Genomic DNA, 21,220 nt, shown 5'->3' on the forward strand with positions numbered 1-21,220 from the left:
CTCGCGAATGATTTAACGAATATTTAACGCAGGCCGTTCATGAGATCTCTGAATCTTTGGGCGGCTTCTTTTTTGAGTTTTTTTGTGGCATGGAGGTAAACTAATTTATTGATTGCATCATCGCGATGGCCGAGCCGTTCCATAATAACCCTAACAAGACTCCGGCCTCAGCGAGAAAAGGAATGTGTGTGCCGTAACGAGTGGGGTGTGATTTTCGTTAAGTTCAATCAACTTTAGGATGCGCTTCATTCTAATTTCGAGAATTTCGTGAAATCCCACTTCCGGGCGAAGAAGAGGACGAGCATAACTCTAACGTCAATTTCACTGATTATATTTTTAGTACTTACAGAACTAAAAAGCCGCCAAATGGTGGCTTTTTTAATTTCCTTTTACACTAGAAACAAAATCAATTAAAATATCTTAGGGTAATATTTTCTCTTTGATGGAGGGGCTTGGAATGAAGGCGATCAAAGCTAAAACTACAGATGAAATAAATGGAAATCCAAGGTGGTCTAGAGTATGCCGGTTAACAGATGCTATTTCAAAATCAATTTGGACTTATATTGCTTTATCTGTGATTTTAATAGCTTTAGTAATTCTAATGATTCTTGTGATTCGAATAATAGTACTAGTTAATGGAATAACTTCCTCGGCTGTATTTCAAGCGTGCGTATCTTTAGTTAGTGTAACGATTGCTGCTACTGTTTCATTTCTTGTGCTGCGAAGACAAATCAAAACTCAGAAAGAAGTTCTTCAAAGACAAATCGAGGCTCAGCAGGAGAGAGAAAGAGAAAAAGAAATAGTGGCCGATCAAAGAGCAATCATAAGAACTGTTGACGATGCTTATAGTATAGTTCATCGATTAAATTATAATTTAAACCATATAGTACTGGCCGCGGAGCTTTCTGATTTGGTCTTGCCTAATAACGACGATATTAAGAAGGATTTTTACCGGACTTTCGATCATATCACTATGGAATTCAAAAATTTAAAAAGTGATTTGGATTCGATTGATACAGGTTCACTTCCTCCTGGAAGATTTTTTACTAGTTTTCTTAAAATGAAAATGCTGCTAAGCGCTTTTTTAACTGTGATAGAGCAAGGAGAACTCCAAAGAAAAGGATGGGACTCTGAGAAAGAAAATATTGCAGGTATAGTGAAATTCGCAAAACTCACACAAGAAGAACTTAAAAAATCCATGAAAGATTTAATCGAGCAGGCGAGACCTTCCCAACTCAAATTAAAGGCTAAGTACAAAGATATTGATGATGATATAGCGGATTCAGTAGCATTGAGTAAAGATCCTGATGATATATATGAAGATTCATTTAAAGAAGAAGCGGATAAGATTTTGAAGGAAAAATTAGAAAAGTATTAAGAGCCGATTTTGCTCTTAAGAGTGTCGAGAAACACAGCGTTCCAGGTAGAGGCTGGGTTTCTCGACACTCTGATGGACCCTTTCGGGGTCCGTTTTTTTGCTTATGCCGCATAAAAATTAATTAAACGATCTGGACTTAACAAAAGCGAGAACATCCTGCGGATGCTCAAACGTATACTTGGCCGGAATAAGATGCGGCTGCTTGCAGCTCCACAGAGCCAAACCGAAGTCGATTCCCGCGTTTCTTGCGCATTCGTAGTCGCAGCGGGTGTCGCCGATGTAGATAGAAGATTCCGCCCGGGCGCCCGAAATTTGCAGGAATTTTAACAGGGGCTCGGGATTGGGTTTATGCAGCTTTGTATCGTCCGCGCATACGATATGCGGTAAATTCGGATTGAGACCGAACGAGCCGAAGCCGGTTCGGAATTTTTGATAAGATTTTGAAGTGACGACTCCGCTTGTAAGAGAACGTTCTTGCAGAGTGCTCAGCAGTTTCTGAATGCCGTCGAATACATGAATCGCCCGGCGATAATCCTGCATGTAAGTGCTGCACGGTCCGTTTTCCGGCTCAAGTTCCATAATCCCGAGCCCGGGCAATGCCACGACTCCCGGAATTCCCAGCACAAACGCGAGTTCATCCAGGGGAATATTTTGATTGAACCGGACCTTCATCATTTTCTGCAAAGATCTCAACGCGGCTGCTTCGGTGTCTGTCAATGTGCCGTCTATATCGAAAATATACGTTTCATACATGCGCCTTGCCCCCTTCGTTACGGCTTGTCCAGGGATAGGGTAATGTATGAAATCCATTTCAAGTCAATATGTCTATGTGGATTTTCTTACGATCAATCGATAAGGAATCTCTATCTTATCCGCCGACTTCCGGATGGCCAGGTTGAAAGCTTGTTCCCCGACTTGAACTAAACGGTGATCGACCGTGGTCAGGTCCAAAGCGATGCCGACAGGCTGATTTTCTTGTCCGATTACGGCAAAGTCTTCGGGGACGAGCATGTGCAAACTTTTGACGTACTGAACGATCCCGGCCGCCACTTCGTCTCCGTTGGCGTATACCGCGGTCGGCCGCCGGGGCGCGTCCAGCAGCAGCCGCGCCGCGCGAATCCCGTCGTCCATGTTATAGCAGTTGCTTAGATGGTACTCGGGCGGAAGCTCGCCAAAAACACGCCGGTAAGCTTGAATCGTCAGCTGCGTGCTGCTGCTTTGCTCGCGCCTTGCCGTTGTAAAAGCCACTCGGGTATGCCCTTTTTCTTTTAACAAAGCAAAGGCTTCGACGAAAGAAGCGTAACGATCGAGGTAAGCACAGCCTATTTCGGGATGTTCGACGTACTCGCAGGCAACGATCGTCCCGTACTTAGCGAAAGGGGCGAGTTTCTCCCAGGGATTCGAGCGCGAGGTGATGACGATCCCGTCCAGCCGTTTGCTTTTGAGCATGTGCATATAGCCGAGTTCTTGCTTCGCATCGTACTTTGTAGGCAGCACCGTGACGGTGTAGCCGAGTTCAACCGACCGATTCAAGATCCCGTGCAGAATTTGGTCAAAAGCTTGATTGTTGGTATAAGGAAGGATGACGCCGATACTTTTCGTTTCCCGGCGAATCAGATCGACGGCCAGCCGGTTGGGCGTATAATCCAGTTCGTCGATCACGCGCTGCACGGCCAGCCTTTTGGATTCGGACACATACGGATTGCGATTCAGTACTCGGGATACCGTAGATACGGAAACGCCTGCAAGCTTTGCGATATCGCTTATATTGGCCATGCCGCACTCTCCTATATCTGTAGTCTTGCTATTAAAGGGAGATAACTCACTATCCTTTAGTTTTACATAATTTCGGCGCGCGAACTACCCCTATCTGCGGCGAATCCTCTTTGGATTATGCTAAAATAAGCTCAAACTGAAGCCACGGGAGCTGCTGACACCACCATGAATAAACGAGAATCGGATTCTATCGACAAGAAGAAAAAAGCCGCCGAGCGCGAAACGGTCCGCCTTGCTGCGCTGATCGACGCGAATACCGGAACGGACGGCACTTTTGCCTCGCGGATTCCGGGACTTTACCTGAACCGCTTTTCGCGCATGGAGCTTTCGGATTATGTATATACCATGCACTGGCCGACGGTCGGAATTGCCGCGCAGGGAACCAAAACGATTACCGTCGGGCAGGAAACGTTCGAATACAGCGGTTCGCGGCTTTCCGTTATTCCGGTCGCGCTGCCGGTGCGGATGCAGACGACTCTGGCCAGTCCCGCCGAGCCTTTTCTTGGCGTGGGTGTCTATCTGGAGCCGCGCAGAATCGCGGAGCTGGTGCCGAAAGTTTACCCGGACGGTTTGCCGTCGGCGGGCAAACGCAGCGCGAGCTACATGCTCGACGCCGAGCCGGAGCTGATTGGTGCCGTATCGAGACTGGTCGGCTGCCTGGACGGTTCGGATGACGACGGGCTGCTGGCTTCGCTGGCCATAGACGAAATTTTTATCCGTCTGCTGCGCAGTCCGATTGGCGTTTATGTCGCAGAGACCGTGCTGGCCGGATCGGATGCGCAGCGCGTGTCCAAAGCGATCGCCTGGCTGCAGGACAACTTCGCGCAATCTTTGAAAATAGCGGAGCTGGCCGAACTCGTTCACCTCAGCGAGTCGTCGTTCCGCGAGTATTTCAAATCTGTCACGTCCATGAGTCCGCTGCAGTATCAGAAAGCGCTGCGTCTTCAGGAAGCCCGGCGGCTGATGCTGTCCGGCGAGCACGATGCGACAAGCGCCTGCCGTCTGGTGGGTTACATCAGCGATTCGCAGTTCAGCCGCGATTACAGCCGTTTCTTCGGCAGTCCGCCGAGCCGGGATATTGCCAGATGGAAGCAGGCTAACAGCTTTTAAAAGCAGAACCGATAAAAGAAGCGGCAGCGATCCCGGCCGAATACTCGATTGCGCGACCCGCGGCCTTATGGCTTCGCGGGTTTTTGTGCGGCGCCAATCCTGGTTTTTGTTTCGTATCCGCCGTCGAATCGGGCAAGAAGCGGCGCGAAACGGTCAATGATCCGGTGAAGACAAAGCCTATACTGAAAACAGGTACACACGTTAAGCCGATTGGGAATCTTCCGTCATCGGGTTTTCATTTATAAAAGGAGGCTGCGCATATGCGGGTATTCGTTACGGGAGCGAGCGGCTTTATCGGATCGGCGGTCGTTCGCGAACTGCTTCAACATGGACACGAGGTCGTTGGGCTGGTGCGCTCGGAGGAAGGAATAAAGCGGCTTGAAGCCTGGGGAGCGGCAGCGCTGCGGGGATCGATCGAAGAGCTGAAGATCCTGCATCGCGGCGCGTCCGAAGCGGATGCGGTTGTGCATACGGCTTTTTTTCACAAATTCTCGCATGCCGGACCGGCTGCGCGCTTGCGGATCACGCTGGGAGGAAGTCTGCGCAAAGCGCCGGCGAGATTTATGGCTGCGGCTGTAGAAACGGATAAACGCGCGATTGCGGCGTTCGGTTCGGCGCTTGAGCAGGGAGGACGGACGCTTGTGATTGCGATACCGACAATGACGCTCGCCCCCGGAACGATAGCGACCGAAAACGATGCGGGCGATCCCGCGTCTGTCGGCGGCGGCCGCGTCGCATCGGAGCAGGCACTGCTTGCGCTTGCAGATCGCGGAATTCGCGCTTCGCTGGTGCGCCTGCCGCCGATTGTCTACGGAGAAGGCGATACGGCCGGTTTGCTGCCCTCGCTGATTCGCATCACTCGCGCCAAAGGCGCGGCGGCTTATATCGGCGAAGGCGGCAATCGCTGGCCGGCCGTGCATCGGCTCGATGCCGCGCGGCTGTTCAGACTGGCTGCGGAGCACGGGGCGACAGGCGCGAAATTTCATGCAGTGAGCAGCGAAGGAACAGCGTTTCGGGAAATCGCCGCTATGATAGGACAACAGATCAACCTGCCTGTAAAAAGTGTCGGAAGAGAACAAGCGGGCGCGCATTTCGGCTGGCTCGGCGAATTTGCAGCGGCCGATAATCCGGTATCCAGTTCGCTCACCCGGCAACGTCTGGGCTGGCAGCCGGTTGAAGCGAGTCTGGAAGCGGAATTGGCGCGGAACTATTATTTTCGTTCATAAAGTCTGCGTCTTATCCTCCGGCTCGCCAGAAACGATTTCTTTATCAAAAAAGTGACACATGGACAAGAAGCCGTTATAGCCGATTCCTCCGAATCCGCTTACAATAATCGTATCGGCCGCTGCGCCTTGCAGCGTCAAACCGGTCTGCGGCGGCCTTTATACAAACGGAAAACGGAGGAATCGGCATATGGCCAAATCGATCGGACTCGACGAGCTGCGGCTCGGCGTTTGTTACTATCCCGAACACTGGGAAGAAGCGCTGTGGGAAGACGACTTCAAACGCATGACGGAAATGAATATTTCGACGATCCGGATCGGCGAATTCGCGTGGGCGATCTTCGAACCGGAGGAAGGCGTGTACGACTTCGGCTTGTTCGACCGGGCGCTGGATGCCGCGCAACGGCACGGCCTTCAGGTCATTATGGGCACCCCGACCGCCACGCCGCCGGCCTGGCTGACGCACAAGTACCCGGAGGTGCTGAACGCGTCGATCGACGGCACGCTCTATCGCCACGGCATGCGCCGCCACTACAATTACAGCAGTCCCAAATACCGCGAATTATGCGCAATCATTACCCGGGAAATGGCGGAGCATTTCAAAGACCATCCGGCGATCGTCGCCTGGCAGCTCGACAACGAGTTCAACTGCGAAACGAATACATTTTATGCGGAAGACGATCATGCCGCGTTCCGGGAGTGGCTGCGGGAGAAATACGGAACGCTGCAAGCGCTGAACGAAGCCTGGGGCACGGTTGTGTGGAGCCAGACGTACACCGATTGGGAGCAGGTGCATCTGCCGCGGCCGACCGTCGCCGATTCGCCCAATCCGCATCTTGCGCTGGACGAGAAACGGTTTATTTCCGACAATACGATCGCGTTTGCGCGTATCCAGGCGGAGATTCTGCGCGAAGTGTCGCCGCAGCACCGGATTACGACCAACGGTTTGTTCGGTCATCTGGACAGCCACGCGCTGACGGACGGTCTGCTGGATTATTTTTCGTACGATTCGTATCCGCAGTTCTCGACGATCTTCTCCGGAAACGACGACAAGCCGCTGCTGGACCGCAAATGGAGCCTGAACCTGAGCACGGTCCGCGATATTTCGCCCAACTTCTGCGTGATGGAGCAGCAGGCCGGGCCGGGCGGATGGGTGAACCGGATCGACATGCCGTCGCCGCGCCCCGGGCAGATGCGGCTGTGGACGTATCAATCCGTGCTGCACGGCGCGGATCTGGTCATGTATTTCCGCTGGCGCACCGCGACGGTCGGCACGGAAATTTACTGGCACGGCTTGAACGACTACCACAACCGGCCGAACCGCAGAGTGAAGGAAGCGGCGCGCGTCGGCAAAGAGTTTGCGGAGATCGGCAGCCGGATAGCAGGTACGATGTATACGGCGAACGTGGCGATCCTGCGCGATTACGACAACGAATGGGACGGAGAACTCGACGTCTGGCACGGTCCGCTGACCGCGCAGAGCGTCAATGCCTGGTACAAGCAGCTGCAGTACCGGCATATTCCGGCGGACGTGGTGAATGTGCGCGGCGGCGAACCGGATGCGAAGCTGCTGGGCCGTTACCGTGTGCTGATTTATCCGCATGCCGCGATCATGACCGGACAAACGGCGGAGCTGCTGGCGCGGTATGTCGAAAATGGCGGCAAAGTGATCTTCGGCGCGCGCACCGGCTACAAAGACGAGCGCGGACACTGCCGGATGCAGCCTTTTCCGGGACCGGTGGCGGAGCTGTGCGGAATTACGGTGGAGGACTTCACGCTGATCAAAGGCACGGTGAAAGCGCCGAAGCTGCGCTGGACGTCGGAATCTGCGGCGGAGCAGAATGTCGAAAACAAGTCTGTGCAGGCGTTTGCCGAAAGCTTCAATGACATTCTTCAAATCGAAGATTCGGCTGTGGAAGTCGTCGCCGAGTATGCGGAGTCGTATTACGCGGGCAGCCCGGCGCTGACGCGGCGCAAGCAAGGCGCGGGGGAAGCCTGGTATTACGGAGCGGCGTTCAGCGAAGTGGTCGTGGACGAACTGATCGGGCGGCTGGGCCTGGAATCGCCGGTACGGTCGTGGCTTCAAGCGCCGGAGCAGGTGGAAATCGGCATTCGGGAAGGCCGGAAAGGACGGTATGTCTTTTTGCTGAATTACGGGGAGGAAGCGGCGAAGATTGAAGTGAGCGAGGCGCGCATCGACCTGTTGACCGGCGAAAAGATCGAAGGCGAAACGGAGATTCCGGCTTACGGGGTGCGGATCTTGGAGTGGACGACTTAATACATTGAACAGGAAACCGGAAATCCCCGCGAACTTGCGTTGGTTTTCGGTTTTTTACGTAAAAGAAAATAAAGGAATTCATCCTCTTTATAGTGTATAATTTGGAATATGACAGCAAGCGAGCATGATACATAACGATACGGGGGATGTACAGTGGCGAGAAGGAAAAGCAAAGCCAAACAGCAGGAAGAGTTTTTGCAGGGAGTCATGGGGCTGGCGGCCGTTGTGCCCGGAGGAGCGGCGTGGTATCTGACCAATTCGCTCAAAGTCGCGGCGATCGTGGCGGGGATCGGCATCGCTGTCGCCATTCTTATTCTGATCCAGGTTGCCATGGCGAAAGCGGAACGGTTGAGACGCTCGGGAATAGCCCAGATCGACCAAATGGACGGCGTGAAGTTCGAGCAGTACCTGGGGCATTTGTTCCGTTCGCAGGGATACAAAGCGGAAGTGACGCAGGCGTCGGGCGACTACGGGGCGGATCTGATCCTGACGAAAGACGGCCGCCGAATCGCGGTGCAGGCCAAGCGCTACAAGAAAAACGTCGGCCTCAAAGCCGTGCAGGAGATTAAGGCCGCCAAAGCGCATTATCGCGCGGCGGAAGCCTGGGTCGTTACGAACAGCCGTTATACGGAACAGGCGAAAAAGCTGGCGGAATCGAACGGCGTACGCCTGATCGCGCGCGAAGAGCTGGTGGAGATGCTGCTGGCGATGCGGCAAAAAACATCGGGAACCGACAGATCGGGAAAACAAAGCGCAGCCGGCAAAACGAGTGCTTGAAGCGGCCGCTTGTTGAATATGTAAAGCATACAAAGAACCTTCAAAACCGCATAAGCGGCATGAAGGTTCTTTTTTTTAATTCGATGCGGCAGCCATACGGGCCTTACTGCTTATCCCGATGCCGCCGCACCCGCGCCAGATTGCCGCAGATCTCGCTGTTGCACCACTGGCGTTTGCCATTCTTCGTATCGTCGTAGAACACCCATTTGCAGTCGGGGTTGCCGCAGAGCTTGATCCGCCTGATGCGTCCTTCGGCCAGCGCAGCCGCGAACGACAGCGCCGATTCCGCCAGAAAAGCATCCCAGCTCTTCTCCGCCGGCGCATCAGCCAGCACGTATTCGCCGCCGCGGCGAACCAGGCCGGGACGGCGCGGCACGCGGCCCAGATAACCGTTGAGCTGCTCAAGCTGCGCCTCCGCCAGTTCTTCGCCGGCCGAGGCAAGGCGCAGAATATCCCGCAGCAGCGTCCGCAGTTCTTTGAGCTGCTTGAGCTGACGGGCATTCGGGCGCGCGGCGGGCGCGACGTTCCAACGATCCAAAAAGGCTTCCAGCCAGTCCTTCCGGTCCAGTCGATCTTCCGATCTTGTGCCCAGATGGTCGTACCACATCGAATTCATGACCTCGATCGCCAGGTTCCGCTCGCTCATTGCCGATTCCCTCCAAAAGATAATCCTTGCTTTTCGATATTGTAGCATGTAATGTATAAAAATAAAATAGAACGTTACTTCGGCCGTCGACGGCATCCATGCAAGAGTTTCTTTTTTTGCTCCTTTGTAATGCTTAAAAATCATTTAGAATGTTACAGGAGGGATAAGCGATGAACGAAAAGCAAACACTTGACGAAGCGGCCGGGCGAAACCGTCCAAGAAGCCGCCTGCTGCGCGATCGGGATTTCATGACGTTCTGGTTCGGGGAAACGCTGGCCATGTTCGGCGCGCGCATTACCGCTCTGGCGCTTCCGCTCGTCGCGGCGATTACGCTGAATGCGACGCCGCTGCAAATGGGGATTCTGAACGCGGTGGAGGTTGCGCCTTATTTGCTGGTGACGCTGTTTGCGGGCGTATGGATCGACCGGCTGCGCAAGCGTCCGCTGCTGCTGGGCGCCAACATCGCAAGAGCGCTGCTGCTGGCCGTGATTCCGTGCGCTTACGCGCTGGGGCGTCTCGATATGGGACTGCTGTATGCCTGCGGTTTTCTGGTCGGGGTCTGCACGCTGATCTTCGATCTGTCTTACCAATCGTATCTGCCGAGCCTGGTCGGCCGGGAAGACCTGGTCGAAGGCAACAGCAAACTGGAGATCAGCCGTTCGGCGGCCGAGGTCGGCGGACCGAGTGTCGCGGGCGCGCTGATCGGCATCATGGCGGCTCCGTTTACGATCCTGATCCACAGCGTGCTGCTGCTGATATCCGCCGTGTCGATCTCGCTGGTGCGCAAGCGCGAAGAAATTCCGCCCCGGCCGGCCGGGAAGCGGACTCCCATGCTGGCCGAGATCCGCGAAGGGATATCGTTCGTATTCCGCAACCCGTATCTCAAAGCGATCGCCGGCGAAGCGACGACCTATAACTTTTTCAGCCAGGTGATCTGGGCCGTTATGATCCTGTACGTCGTCCGCAGCCTGGGGATCGGGGCGGAACTGCTCGGGTTTATTATGGGCGCGGCCAGCGTCGGTTCGATTCTCGGTTCGCTGTCCGCCGGATATCTGGCCCGCCGCTTCGGAGTGGGGCCGACCCTTTGCGGCGCGACGGCGCTCGGCTGCGCCGCTCCGCTGCTGCTGCTGATCGCGGGCGGCTCGATCGCCGTTTCGGCGCCGATCCTGTTTCTGTTCTTTTTCCTCAGCGGTCTCGGCGTTGTCATCTCGAATATCCACATTGTCAGCCTGCGGCAGACCGTCACGCCCGACCGGCTGCTGGGACGCATGAACGCCAGCTACCGCTTCGTCGTGACGGGCGCCGTGCCGCTCGGTTCGCTGCTGGGCGGGTGGCTGGGCAGCCAGTTCGGACTGCGGCCGACGCTTGCGCTTGGCTCGATCGGGATGCTGTTTGCGCTGCTGTGGATCGTTTCGTCGCCGATTCCGAAGCTGAGAACGCTGCAGGATATTGCGAACGAACGCGCGAGTTGAACGGTTTCACGAAAAGTTTAAAAAAAGCTAACGCTTTCTTGGCCGCTTCCTTTATATTAGAGTTTGGGACATGGTCTTAAATCTGGCTGGTTGAGGGGAAAGGAAGAAAAATGGCAATGGAAAGCAAGCAAACGTACAATCTTGTAATCGTCGGTTTCGGGGGAATGGGCAGTTATCACGGACAGCTTATCGAACAAGCGGAGCGTGTGACCGTCTTCGGTACATACGATCCGATCGAATACCGGATGGAACTGGCGCGCAGCCGGGGCTTCCGGACGTATGAAAGTTTTGAAGCGGTACTGGGCGACGAAGAAGTCGATATCGTCCTGGTCGCAACGCCGAACGACGTGCACAAAGAGCTGTCGATCGCGGCGCTGCGCGCGGGCAAGCATGTCATCTGCGAAAAACCGGTGACGATGAACGCGGCGGATCTGCTGGAGATCGTGCAGGCGGCCGAAGAAGCGCAGCGCATATTCACCGTGCACCAGAACCGCCGCTGGGACGAAGATTTCCTGATCGTCAAAGATTTGTTCGAGCACCGCAAAGTCGGCGACGTGTTCCATCTGGAATCGCGCGTGCAGGGAGCGAACGGCATTCCGGGCGACTGGCGCCAGCTCAAAGCCTACGGCGGCGGCATGCTGCTCGACTGGGGCGTGCATCTGCTCGACCAGCTGCTGCTGCTCACCGACAGCAAGATCCACAGCGTGTCGGCCGACCTCAGCTATATCCTGGGCACGGAAGTGGACGACGGCTTTATCGCGACCATCAAGTTCAAAGACGGGCTGAACGCGGTGATCGAAGTCGGCACGACCAACTATATCAAGCTGCCCCGCTGGTACGTCAAAGGAACGGAAGGCACCGCGGTCATTCACGACTGGGATCTGAGCGGCGAGATCGTCACGCGCAACCTCGAAGTGGAACATGTGGAGCCGAAGCCGATCCAGGCCGGTAAAGGATTGACCAAAACGATGGCACCGCCGTCCGAGGAATCGACCATCCGCCGCGCAATCGAACCGGTCGAAGACCTGTCGGACAGCTTCTACGCCAATCTGGTGTCCACGCTCGAAGGCGCATCGACACAAGCCGTGCCGAACGCGGAAGTGCACCGCGTGCTGACGCTGATCGAAACGATCTTCGAAGCGGCGGACAGCCAGTGCGTGATTGTGCGGGAGATTTGATCGATTTTTGATCGGTGATCGAAACGATTTTCACGATTCCCAAGACAGGTTTTCTTCTTCCCGAAGAAGACCTGTCTTTTTTCCGCATAGAGATTTGACAACGCTTCCCCAATCCGGCATGGTATAAGTTGTAGGGCAAACGATTGCACTCTCGGGAGGGAAATGCGCATGTTTGGACAAAGAACGGGTTACGAGAAAGAAAGTCAGCGTGTACATATCGGCTTTGAAAGCGGCAAAGCAACCATCGAGGTGATCGGTCCGCAGATCGTCAACGTGTTTGCGCCGCTGCATACGGAAGGTCACGAATCGCGGGCCGTCGAGCAGCCGAACGCCGCGTTCGAAGTGTGCGATGTTCAGGTGGAGGAACGGGCGGATCATCTGGAAATCTCCACGAGCGAGCTGACAGTCAAAGTATACGATCATTTCTATGTGGATTTTTACGATAAAGCCGGCGCGCCGCTGTGTCTGGATTACCGGGGAAGCCGCGATCCGTTTCTGCGCCGGGGCAACGTGAGCATCGCGGAAGGAGAAGGCCACGAAGCCATGCGCACCAGCGGCCGTCACAAGATCGAAATCCTCAAAAAGATGGACGGCGGCGAGAAGTTCTACGGGCTCGGCGACAAAACGGGACCGCTCAACAAACGGGGCTACGAGTACGAAATGTGGAACACGGACGATCCGTCGCCGCATGTGGAGAGCCATAAAGCGCTGTACAAAAGCATCCCTTTTTTCATCACGCTGCAAGAAGCTTCGGCGTTCGGGATCTTTTTCGACAATCCGTTCAAAACGTTCTTCGATCTCGGCAAAGAAAATTCGGACTATTATTACTTCGGCGCCGACGACGGCAACCTGGACTACTACTTTATTTACGGGCCGGATATGAAAAGTGTCGTCTCGCGCTACACCGGGCTGACCGGACGCACGCCGCTGCCGCAGCTGTGGACGCTCGGGATGCACCAGTCGAGATGGTCGTACGCGCCGGAAGCCAGAGTGCTGGAAGTCGCGAAGCTGTTCCGGGAGCACGATGTGCCGCTGGACGCGATCCATCTGGATATCGACTATATGGACGGCTACCGCGTGTTTACGTGGGACGGCGAGCGTTTTCCCGATCCGAAAGCCATGACCGACAAGCTCGCCGAACAGGGAATCAAGATCGTGACTATTATCGACCCCGGCGTGAAAAAAGACAAAGGCTACGGCATCTTCGACGAAGGATTGGAAAAAGGATATTACGCGACCGACCGCGACGGCGTGACGTATGTAAATACCGTCTGGCCGGGCGATTCGGTCTATCCGGACTTCTCGGACGAGCCGGTGCGCAGGTGGTGGGCGGGCAACCAGAAGATCATGACGGACGACGGCGTGGCGGGCATCTGGAACGATATGAACGAGCCTGCGAGCTTCACCGGACCGCTGCCGGACGATGTGCGCTTCAAGAACGACGGGCGGGAAACGGACCACCGCGAGATCCACAACGTATACGGCCATCTGATGTCGCGGGCCACGTTCGACGGGATCAAGGAAGCGACCGGCAAGCGGCCGTTTGTCATTACCCGCGCGGCGTATGCCGGCACGCAGAAATATTCGACCGTCTGGACCGGCGACAATCAAAGTTTCTGGGAGCATCTGCGTTTGTCGATCCCGATGCTGCTGAATCTGGGGCTGAGCGGGTTTGCGTTCGCGGGCTGCGACGTGGGCGGATTCTCGCACGACTGCACGCCCGAGCTGCTGGTGCGCTGGGTGCAGGCCGGAGCGTTCAGTCCCCTGTTTCGCAACCATACGGCGATCGGGACGCGCGACCAGGAGCCGTGGGCGTTCGACGAGACGACGCTGGATGCGTACCGCAAAGCGGTCAAGCTGCGCTACAAACTGCTGCCGTATCTGTACGATCTGATGCGCGAAGCGGAGCAAACCGGACTTGCGCCGCTGCGGCCACTCGTGCTGGAGTTCCCGGACGATCCGGCGGCGCGCGAGGTAAACGACCAGTTCCTGCTGGGCAGCCGCATCCTCGTCGCGCCCGTGGTGGAACAGGGCAAAACGCACCGCGCCGTGTATCTTCCGCAGGGGACGTGGATCGATTATAACAGCGGCGAGTCTGTGGAAGGGGGACGCACCGTGCTGGCGGAAGCGCCGCTCGACGTCTGCCCGATCTATGTACGCGCGGGCTCGATCCTGCCGGGCTACCCGGACCAGAAGTACGTGGGCGAACGCAGGATCGACGAGCTGCTGCTGGAGGTTTATCCGGGAGAAGGCGGGTATACGCATACGCAGGACGACGGCGAGAGCTACGGCTACCGGGACGGCGCGTATAACGAGTACCGTTTTGTACAGACGGGCGGTCGGGAAAGCGTGCTGGAACTTCGTTTGGAAAAAGGGCATGCCGGTTACGGCGAAGCTTATCGTTCCTTCCGTGTAACGGTGCGCGGCTTTGCGGCCGCTTCGGCGAAGATCGGCGGGGAAGCGGTGGAATTCGAGACGGAAAACGGGAATACGGTACTGCGCGTACCCGCGGAAGCGGGCATGCTGAAGCTGGAGGCCTGAGCGGCCTCGGGCGTCGGTTATCCGGCCTGAAGAAGCGGAAGTTGACCGGTTATGGCAGGTCTCTCGGTTTCACGCTGCGGCAAAACGGGGAAAATATGACGGACGGCGAAGAAAGTTTTCGCTCAAAATTTATTTTCCGGAGGTGCGCGGGATATGGCTAAGATTGCAGTGGAACAACCGTTTGCGGACGTCAAAGAAGCGCTGGAGGAAAAAGGGTACGAGGCGCAGCTGTTCGAAAGCGACGAGCAGGTAAGCGGCTTCGATCTCGGCGTCGTGCGCACTCTGAACGACGGCAATACGGATCAATTCGATTTCCCGGTGGTCAGCATCGAAGGACTGTCCATCGACGAAGTCGTGGCCCGCGTGGAAGAAAGCCTGAACAAAAGCAAGTAAAAGCAAGCAAGTCCCGCCAGCCGACGCTTTCAGCGCCGGCTGGCGGGGCGCTGTACATAGAGATGGCCGAGCCCGGTTTCCGGGTATCGGCCGTTCGCATTTTGTTCCGGGAAAAGAAACCTATATAATAGAAGAAAGGGACTCTTTTCCCGGACTCGAATGATGGAGGAACGCAATGAAAACGATCAAAGAATTTATCGAAGGCGACGATATTACGGGATTCTACCTGCTTAAATCGGCGGATCTGAAGCAAACGAACGCCACGCCGCCCAAAGACTATTTCGACCTGGTGCTGGCCGACGCGAGCGGAGAAATTCCGGCCAAGTTCTGGGACGTCAGCATCGCGGACAAAGAAACGTTTTTCGCGCCGATGCTGGTGAAGGTTCGCGGCATCGTGCAGAAATATAGAGAAAAGCCGCAGTTCAAAGTGGTCAAGCTGCGCGCGGCCGATCCGGCGGACGGCTATACGCTGACCGACTTTATCCGCTCCGCGCCGGTGCCGCCGAACGATCTTGTTTACACGATCAAGACGACGGCCGCGGGCATTGCCGATCCGGAGCTGCGCCGCGTGGTCGATTACTGTATCGAGAAAGTCGGCGACAAGCTGATGCACTATCCGGCGGCCAAAGGAATGCATCATGCGTTCTACGCGGGACTGGCTTACCATACGGTACGGATGCTGGAGCTGGCGGAGTTTCTCTGCAAGCAGCGTCCGTTCCTGAACCGCGACCTGCTGCTGGCCGGTATCATCTTGCACGATATTGCCAAAACGGAAGAGATGACCGCGGAGCTGGGCGTCGTGTCGGAATACAGCTTTACCGGCCGGCTGATGGGACATCTGGCGCTCGCCTCGACGTGGATCACCGAAGCGGCGATCAAACTGGACATGGACCCGACGGCAGAGAAAATCATTCTGATGCAGCATTTGATTCTGGCGCACCACAACAAAGGCGAGTGGGGCAGCCCGGTGCAGCCGCAGACCGCCGAAGCGGTTGCGCTGCATTATATCGACCAGCTCGACGCCAAGCTTCAGGCGGCGGAAGACGCGCTCGATATGATGCCGGACAACGAACAGTGGACCGTGCCGCTGCGGGTGCTCGAAGGCAAGCCGTTGTACCGGGGACCGAAAAGCGGCAGCGGTTCGGATGCTCCCGAATAACCGGAAGACTGCGATTGCGTGAAAACAGCGATGACGTAAAAATAGACGGCCTGCCGTATTCAATTTCGATTTCGATTTTGAATGCGGCGGGTCGTCTTTTTAATAAACGTATGAAAAGGGAGTTGACATTCGAATCGTAATGTAACTATAATAGTTACAAATGAATCGCTATTATCATTTCGATATCAATGGAGGTTATGATTATGAAAATTGCAGTTATCGGCGCAGCCGGCAAAGCGGGCAGCCTGATCGTCAAAGAAGCAAAGGAACGCGGCCATCAGGTCACGGCGCTGGTGCGCGATCCGTCCAAATTCGGGGAAGAAGGCGTGCAAGCGGTACAGAAAGACGTATTCGAACTGACGGGCGAAGATGTAAAAGGCTACGATGCGGTGGTCAATGCGATCAGCATGCCTCCGGGCCGGGAAGACGGCCATATCGAAGCGGGGCGCAAGCTGATCGAAGCGTTCCAAAGCGCGCCGGATACCCGTTTGATCGTGGTCGGCGGAGCGGGCAGCCTGTTTGTGGACGAAGCCCAAACGACGCGCCTGATCGAAACGCCGGATTTCCCGGATCTGTACAAGCCGACGGCTTCCAGCCAGGGACAGAACCTGAAAGATCTCGAAGCGTCGAGCGGAATCAAATGGACGTTCCTCAGCCCCGCGGCATTCTTCGATGCGGAAGGCAAACGCACCGGCGCTTACCGCGCAGCCGGCGATGTGCTGACGGTGAACGCGGCGGGCGACAGCTATATCAGCTATGAAGATTATGCGATCGCGATTGTGGATGAGATCGAGAAAAGCGAGCATGTGAACGAGCGGTTTAGCGTGGTGGGCGAGAAGGAGTAAGGAAGAGAGCGATCTCTAAACGGAATCACTCAGGTTTTGAGAAGATCCTGTTCGTAGAATAAGCTCAAACGCTGCGGAAGAAATTCGTTGCGGTCGCTTGTTGAAATCGGGAAGAAGGATTAGATTTCAAGTAGAATCTTCCCGATTTCAAAGGCGAACACTGTCAAGCATATTCTTCCGAAGTGACTTTCTACGAAAGTCTTGACTTCACTGAATTTCTTCCTCCGCTAATAGACTTTTGGTTAGACCAGAATTTCTCAACACATTGAGCGATCCCTCCCCGGGATCGCTCTTTTTTAGTTGGGGTTGGTATAGCGGTTCAGCACGCTTTGGTGGAGGCGGGCGTACTGCTCGGTGGTTGGGGGAGAGGAAAGGCTGGAGGCCGGGGCGATTCCGGAGGGATCGACTTCGATATTGCCGTTTTTCCGAATACAGGGCAGGGAAGGTAGCGCCGGATGAATAGAAGCAAACGAGGGGTGAGAGGCGGCGAAATCAAAAAAACCGCCGGCAGTCTGCCGGCGGTTCGAATTTACTTTTCGTGCTTTACTTCGTCAGGTCTTCAATCGACGTCGCTTCGACGTACGACGGTACGACCAGACCCGTCTTCACGCCGGTCATGTTGGCGCCGAGGTCTTCGACTTTGTCCTGGTACTTCGCCCAGTAGTCGGCGTGGGTCAGCGGCAGCCACGCGGCGAGCGAAGCGTCGGCGTCGCTTTGCGCTACGCCCAGCCACATCGGGCCGGCTTCCACCTGCATGCCGTTGACTTTAAAGCCGAGCTTCTCCTGCATGACGTTCTGCACCAGGCTGAAGCTGGCGATCTCGGAATCCCAAGCTACATAAGCCAGCGTGATCGTGTCGCCGCTGACCGGCTTAATGCCGTCGGTCCATTCGGCCACGCGTTCCGGATGGGCTTCCGCGAAGTCGGCCGCGGCTTGTTCGGGCGCGGTGCCGTCTTGAATCGCGATCATGATTTCGCCCATTTCGTCTTCCGTCCATTGGAAATTGCTGAGGAATTGGTAAGCTTCCGGGTGATCTTCTTTCAATCCCTGACGGGCAATCGTGTGAATTTCTTCGGCTTCGCCGTAAGATTTCTTCGGATCTTCCAGGTATTTCAGATCGTATTTGCTGAACATCCAGTGCGGCGTCCAGCCGGTCACGATAATCGGATCTTCTTTCTTGATCGCTTTGTCGAGCGCGGCGTTCATTGCGGCGCTCGATCCTTCGACCAGCGTCCAATCGTCGAGGCCGTAATCGTCGATCGCTTTCTGCGTCGCGGTCATGATGCCGGCGCCGGGATCGATGCCGATAATCTTGTGTTTGACCTGATCGCCGAGCGAAGCGTCGGAGCCTGCGGCGCCGCTGGTCGCGCCGCCGCCCGAGGAACAGGCGCCCAGTGCGAGTACGGCGGCGAGTCCGGTCATGCCCAGCCATTTTTTCGGTCCGAAGTTAAACTTTTTCATTATGCATTTCTCCTTTTTTGAGACGGTTTAAAAATATTTTGCGACAGTCTGTCCAGAACGATGGCGAGTACGACGACGGCGAGTCCGGCTTCGAAGCCCTGACCGATATGCAGCTGCGTAACGGCGCGGTATACTTCGACGCCGATACCCTGCGCGCCGATCATCGAAGCGATAACGACCATCGACAGCGACAGCATGATGGTCTGGTTGATCCCGGCGAGAATCGTCGGCATCGCCAGCGGCAGCTGGACTTTGAACAATTTCTGGGCTCCGGTCGAGCCGAAAGCGTCGGCCGCTTCGACCAGTTCGCCGGAAACTTGTTTGATGCCCAGATTGGTGAGGCGAATCGTCGGCGGAATCGCGAAGATGATCGAAGCGATCACGCCCGGCACAACGCCGAGGCTGAAGAACGTAACGGCCGGCAGCAGGTACACGAACGCCGGCATCGTCTGCATAAAGTCCAGCAGTGGCGTGATAACGTTCGACGCGCCGCGGCTTTTCGCGCACAGAATCCCGATCGGAATCCCGATCAGAATCGAGATCAAGCCGGAGGTCAGAACGAGAGCGAGCGTGCTCATCGTCGCTTCCCAATAGCCCAGATCCCAGATCAGCAGGAAGCCGAGCACCGTGAACAGGGACAGTTTCCATTTGCCGGCCAGATAAGCGATCACGGCCAGGATCACGATGAACAGAATCGGATGGGGAGCCGTGAACACGGCGGTGAATCCGTCGACGACTTTTTCGATCGCGATCGCGATGCCGTTGAACAGCCCTTCCAGATTGGTGCTCATCCAGTCGACCGCCGTATCCACCCAGTCCGCAATCGGAAGCTTGGGCAGATCAGCCGATATGAAGTTCGTTTGCATTTGTGTGTCCTCCTCCGTTTTCCACTTCGCCGGCCATGGCGCCGAGCAGACTTCCTCTGACCACAACGCCCAGCAGGCGGTTGGTTTCGTCGACCACCGAGATCGGGAGAGGCGAGGTGCTGCTCTGCTCGAACATGTCTCCGATCAGCCGGTCGGGCGGACAGGTCGGACATTCGGGAATCAAGATACTTTCAATGGAAAGTTTTTCTTTGGCTGCGCGCGAAGCGTCTTCGGCGGTGATGGCGCCGAGCAGTCGTTTGCCGCGGTCGATGACGAACAGATTGGATACGCCGCGTTCGCGCATCAGCTCCAGCGCGACGCGTGGGCCGCGGTCCGACGTGATCGTTTCCGGACGGCGCATGACGTGCGAAGCGGTCAGTACTTTCGACAGATCGACGTCTTCGACGAAGCGCTGTACGTAACCATTGGCCGGCTGGATCAGGATTTCTTCCGGCGTGCCGATCTGAACGACTTCGCCGTCGCGCATCAGCGCAATACGGTCTCCGATACGGAGCGCTTCGTCCAGATCGTGCGTAATAAAGATGATAGTTTTTTTCATTTTCTCCTGCAGATCGAGCAGTTCGTCCTGCATATCCCGGCGGATAAGCGGATCGAGCGCGCTGAACGCTTCGTCCATCAGCAGTACTTCCGGATCGTTGGCGAGCGCCCGGGCGAGTCCTACGCGCTGCTGCATGCCGCCGCTGAGTTCGTCCGGCATTTTGTTTTCCCAGCCTTTGAGTCCGACCAGTTCGAGCGACTGCTTGGCTTTCTCGCGGCGCTTCGACTTGTCGACCTTTTGCACTTCAAGCCCGTATTCAACGTTGTCCATCACGGTGCGGTGCGGGAACAGCGCGAATTTCTGGAACACCATGCTGATCGTTTTACGGCGCACTTCGCGCAGCTGTTCGGCGTTCATTTTCATCAAATCTTTATCGTGTACGAGAATTTGTCCCGCTGTCGGTTCGATCAACCGGTTGAACATGCGGACGAGCGTGGATTTGCCGCTGCCGGACAATCCCATGATGACGAAGATTTCGCCCTGCTCGATGTCCATATTCACCTGGTTGACACCGACGGTGATTTGTTTCTCCTTGGCGAGCTTTTCCTTGTTATAGCCCTGGCTCAGTAATTTGACGCCCTGAGAAGCGTTAGGTCCGAACAATTTGCTTACGTTGCGAATGCTGAGTATCGGCATTTCGTTCACCCCTTCTGTGTATTTAAAAAGAAAAAAAGAAATCTTAGTTCCCGTAACCAACCAAGCTTTGTGAACCCAACGTCCTAAATTGTAACAAACTGAAATTTTCTTTTCAACCTTCAAAACCGTATGTAAAGTACGTACAGAAAAAACTGTACAGAGTAAAAGTCGAAAAAGCTCGAATATTCTCCGTAATGCTCCCGATTTGAAAACTTTACAATTGATAAGGGTTCTCCTAGAATAAAAAATGACAAATCCCGCACATTGTACGAAGCGAACGGTATACGGCAATTGAATCGCTGTGCGCGGACGGTATAGATAGAAGGAGGTTTCAGGCATGGGCTTGGACCAGAACCAGTGGAGTGAAGAGGAGCACGACGTCGTACAGCGCATACGCAAACGCGTGATCGAAGTGGTAGGGCGCAATATGGAGCTTTACGGAGTGACGCTGTCGACCGGCCATCTGTACGGGCTGCTTTTTTTTGCCGATAAGCCGATGACGCTCGACGACATGGGCCGCGAGATGCAGATGAGCAAGACCAGCATGAGCACCGGCGTACGCACTCTGCTCGATTTGAAAATGGTCAATAAAGTTTGGGAAAAAGGCTCCCGCAAAGATCTGTACGAAGTCGAATACGACTGGTACCAGACGTTTACGGATTATTTCGCCACCCAGTGGAGACGGGCCGTGGAAAGCAATCTGCAGGCGCTGCGGCGCGCAATGAAGGAAATCGACCGCCTGGCGGAACAGCCGGATACGGGCGGGTTTGTTGCGGGCGTGCTCCGGGCGGACCGCGAGAAGATCCGCCAGGCGGAAAGTTATTATAAATGGTTGGATCGTTTGATCGACGCGATGGAAGACGGGGAGATCTTCGATCTGGTGCCCCGGGAACCTTAGGGAGCGCCGAAGAACGTGCCGGAA

The 21,220-nt window shown here is 55.5% G+C and carries 18 protein-coding genes; 12 read left to right on the forward strand and 6 right to left on the reverse strand.

Annotated elements, in window-relative coordinates; genetic code table 11:
* Positions 1-457: 457 nt before the first annotated feature.
* The gene (locus tag QWJ34_RS02290; RefSeq protein WP_302725428.1) at positions 458-1,378 is read left to right on the forward strand and encodes a hypothetical protein; all 921 of its coding nucleotides are present in this window, start codon (positions 458-460) and stop codon (positions 1,376-1,378) included.
* A gap of 117 nt (positions 1,379-1,495) precedes the next feature.
* On the opposite strand, the gene QWJ34_RS02295 is transcribed toward QWJ34_RS02290, so the two are convergent.
* Together QWJ34_RS02295 and QWJ34_RS02300 are read right to left on the reverse strand one after the other, a co-directional pair.
* The gene (locus tag QWJ34_RS02295; protein ID WP_302725429.1) at positions 1,496-2,188 is read right to left on the reverse strand and encodes an HAD family hydrolase; all 693 of its coding nucleotides are present in this window, start codon (positions 2,186-2,188) and stop codon (positions 1,496-1,498) included.
* A gap of 15 nt (positions 2,189-2,203) precedes the next feature.
* A complete protein-coding gene (locus QWJ34_RS02300; protein ID WP_302725430.1) occupies positions 2,204-3,154 on the reverse strand; it encodes a LacI family DNA-binding transcriptional regulator in 951 nt (316 codons plus the stop codon).
* Between the two features lie 165 nt (positions 3,155-3,319).
* Between QWJ34_RS02300 and QWJ34_RS02305 the strand changes: the two genes are divergently transcribed.
* The 4 genes from QWJ34_RS02305 to QWJ34_RS02320 all read left to right on the forward strand — a co-directional run bounded on the left by QWJ34_RS02305 (position 3,320) and on the right by QWJ34_RS02320 (position 8,542).
* The gene (locus tag QWJ34_RS02305) at positions 3,320-4,264 is read left to right on the forward strand and encodes an AraC family transcriptional regulator (protein ID WP_302725431.1); all 945 of its coding nucleotides are present in this window, start codon (positions 3,320-3,322) and stop codon (positions 4,262-4,264) included.
* A 260-nt stretch (positions 4,265-4,524) separates the two neighbouring features.
* On the forward strand, positions 4,525-5,490 hold the full coding sequence (locus QWJ34_RS02310) for an SDR family oxidoreductase (RefSeq protein ID WP_302725432.1): 966 nt from the start codon (positions 4,525-4,527) through the stop codon (positions 5,488-5,490).
* A 187-nt stretch (positions 5,491-5,677) separates the two neighbouring features.
* On the forward strand, positions 5,678-7,765 hold the full coding sequence (locus QWJ34_RS02315) for a beta-galactosidase (RefSeq protein ID WP_302725433.1): 2,088 nt from the start codon (positions 5,678-5,680) through the stop codon (positions 7,763-7,765).
* 153 nt (positions 7,766-7,918) lie between these two features.
* Complete coding sequence (locus QWJ34_RS02320) at positions 7,919-8,542, forward strand: restriction endonuclease (RefSeq protein ID WP_302725434.1); 624 nt, start codon at positions 7,919-7,921, stop codon at positions 8,540-8,542.
* 103 nt (positions 8,543-8,645) lie between these two features.
* Here QWJ34_RS02320 and QWJ34_RS02325 read toward each other — a convergent pair whose 3' ends face one another.
* Complete coding sequence (locus tag QWJ34_RS02325) at positions 8,646-9,188, reverse strand: CGNR zinc finger domain-containing protein (RefSeq protein ID WP_302725435.1); 543 nt, start codon at positions 9,186-9,188, stop codon at positions 8,646-8,648.
* A 170-nt stretch (positions 9,189-9,358) separates the two neighbouring features.
* On the opposite strand from QWJ34_RS02325, the gene QWJ34_RS02330 reads away from it, so the two are divergent.
* From QWJ34_RS02330 to QWJ34_RS02355, 6 genes are all read left to right on the forward strand, one after another.
* Positions 9,359-10,660, forward strand: a complete 1,302-nt coding sequence (locus QWJ34_RS02330) for an MFS transporter (RefSeq protein ID WP_302725436.1) — start codon at positions 9,359-9,361, stop codon at positions 10,658-10,660.
* A gap of 110 nt (positions 10,661-10,770) precedes the next feature.
* Entirely contained in the window at positions 10,771-11,838 is a 1,068-nt protein-coding gene (locus QWJ34_RS02335; RefSeq protein ID WP_302725437.1) for a Gfo/Idh/MocA family protein, read from the forward strand.
* Between the two features lie 168 nt (positions 11,839-12,006).
* Entirely contained in the window at positions 12,007-14,379 is a 2,373-nt protein-coding gene (locus QWJ34_RS02340) for a glycoside hydrolase family 31 protein (protein ID WP_302725438.1), read from the forward strand.
* Between the two features lie 153 nt (positions 14,380-14,532).
* A complete protein-coding gene (locus QWJ34_RS02345; protein ID WP_302725439.1) occupies positions 14,533-14,772 on the forward strand; it encodes a YkuS family protein in 240 nt (79 codons plus the stop codon).
* A 175-nt stretch (positions 14,773-14,947) separates the two neighbouring features.
* Positions 14,948-15,931 (forward strand): 3'-5' exoribonuclease YhaM family protein, encoded by a 984-nt coding sequence (locus QWJ34_RS02350; RefSeq protein ID WP_302725440.1) that lies wholly within the window; start codon positions 14,948-14,950, stop codon positions 15,929-15,931.
* Positions 15,932-16,134: 203 nt separating this feature from the next.
* Positions 16,135-16,776, forward strand: a complete 642-nt coding sequence (locus QWJ34_RS02355; RefSeq protein ID WP_302725441.1) for an NAD(P)-dependent oxidoreductase — start codon at positions 16,135-16,137, stop codon at positions 16,774-16,776.
* Between the two features lie 543 nt (positions 16,777-17,319).
* Here QWJ34_RS02355 and QWJ34_RS02360 read toward each other — a convergent pair.
* The 3 genes from QWJ34_RS02360 to QWJ34_RS02370 are packed head-to-tail and all read right to left on the reverse strand — an operon-like array spanning position 17,320 to position 20,298.
* A complete protein-coding gene (locus QWJ34_RS02360; RefSeq protein ID WP_302725442.1) occupies positions 17,320-18,237 on the reverse strand; it encodes a glycine betaine ABC transporter substrate-binding protein in 918 nt (305 codons plus the stop codon).
* Positions 18,237-19,103 (reverse strand): ABC transporter permease, encoded by an 867-nt coding sequence (locus QWJ34_RS02365; protein WP_302725443.1) that lies wholly within the window; start codon positions 19,101-19,103, stop codon positions 18,237-18,239. Before QWJ34_RS02365 ends, QWJ34_RS02360 begins: the two co-directional genes overlap by 1 nt.
* Positions 19,078-20,298 carry a quaternary amine ABC transporter ATP-binding protein gene (locus QWJ34_RS02370; RefSeq protein ID WP_302725444.1) on the reverse strand — a complete coding sequence of 407 codons (1,221 nt, stop codon included), beginning with the start codon at positions 20,296-20,298 and terminating at the stop codon, positions 19,078-19,080. Before QWJ34_RS02370 ends, QWJ34_RS02365 begins: the two co-directional genes overlap by 26 nt.
* Positions 20,299-20,635: 337 nt before the next feature.
* Here QWJ34_RS02370 and QWJ34_RS02375 point away from each other — a divergent pair, with 337 nt between their 5' ends.
* Complete coding sequence (locus tag QWJ34_RS02375) at positions 20,636-21,196, forward strand: GbsR/MarR family transcriptional regulator (protein ID WP_302725445.1); 561 nt, start codon at positions 20,636-20,638, stop codon at positions 21,194-21,196.
* Positions 21,197-21,220 lie beyond the last annotated feature (24 nt).

This window comes from Saccharibacillus sp. CPCC 101409 (genome assembly GCF_030518235.1).
GTDB lineage: Bacteria > Bacillota > Bacilli > Paenibacillales > Paenibacillaceae > Saccharibacillus.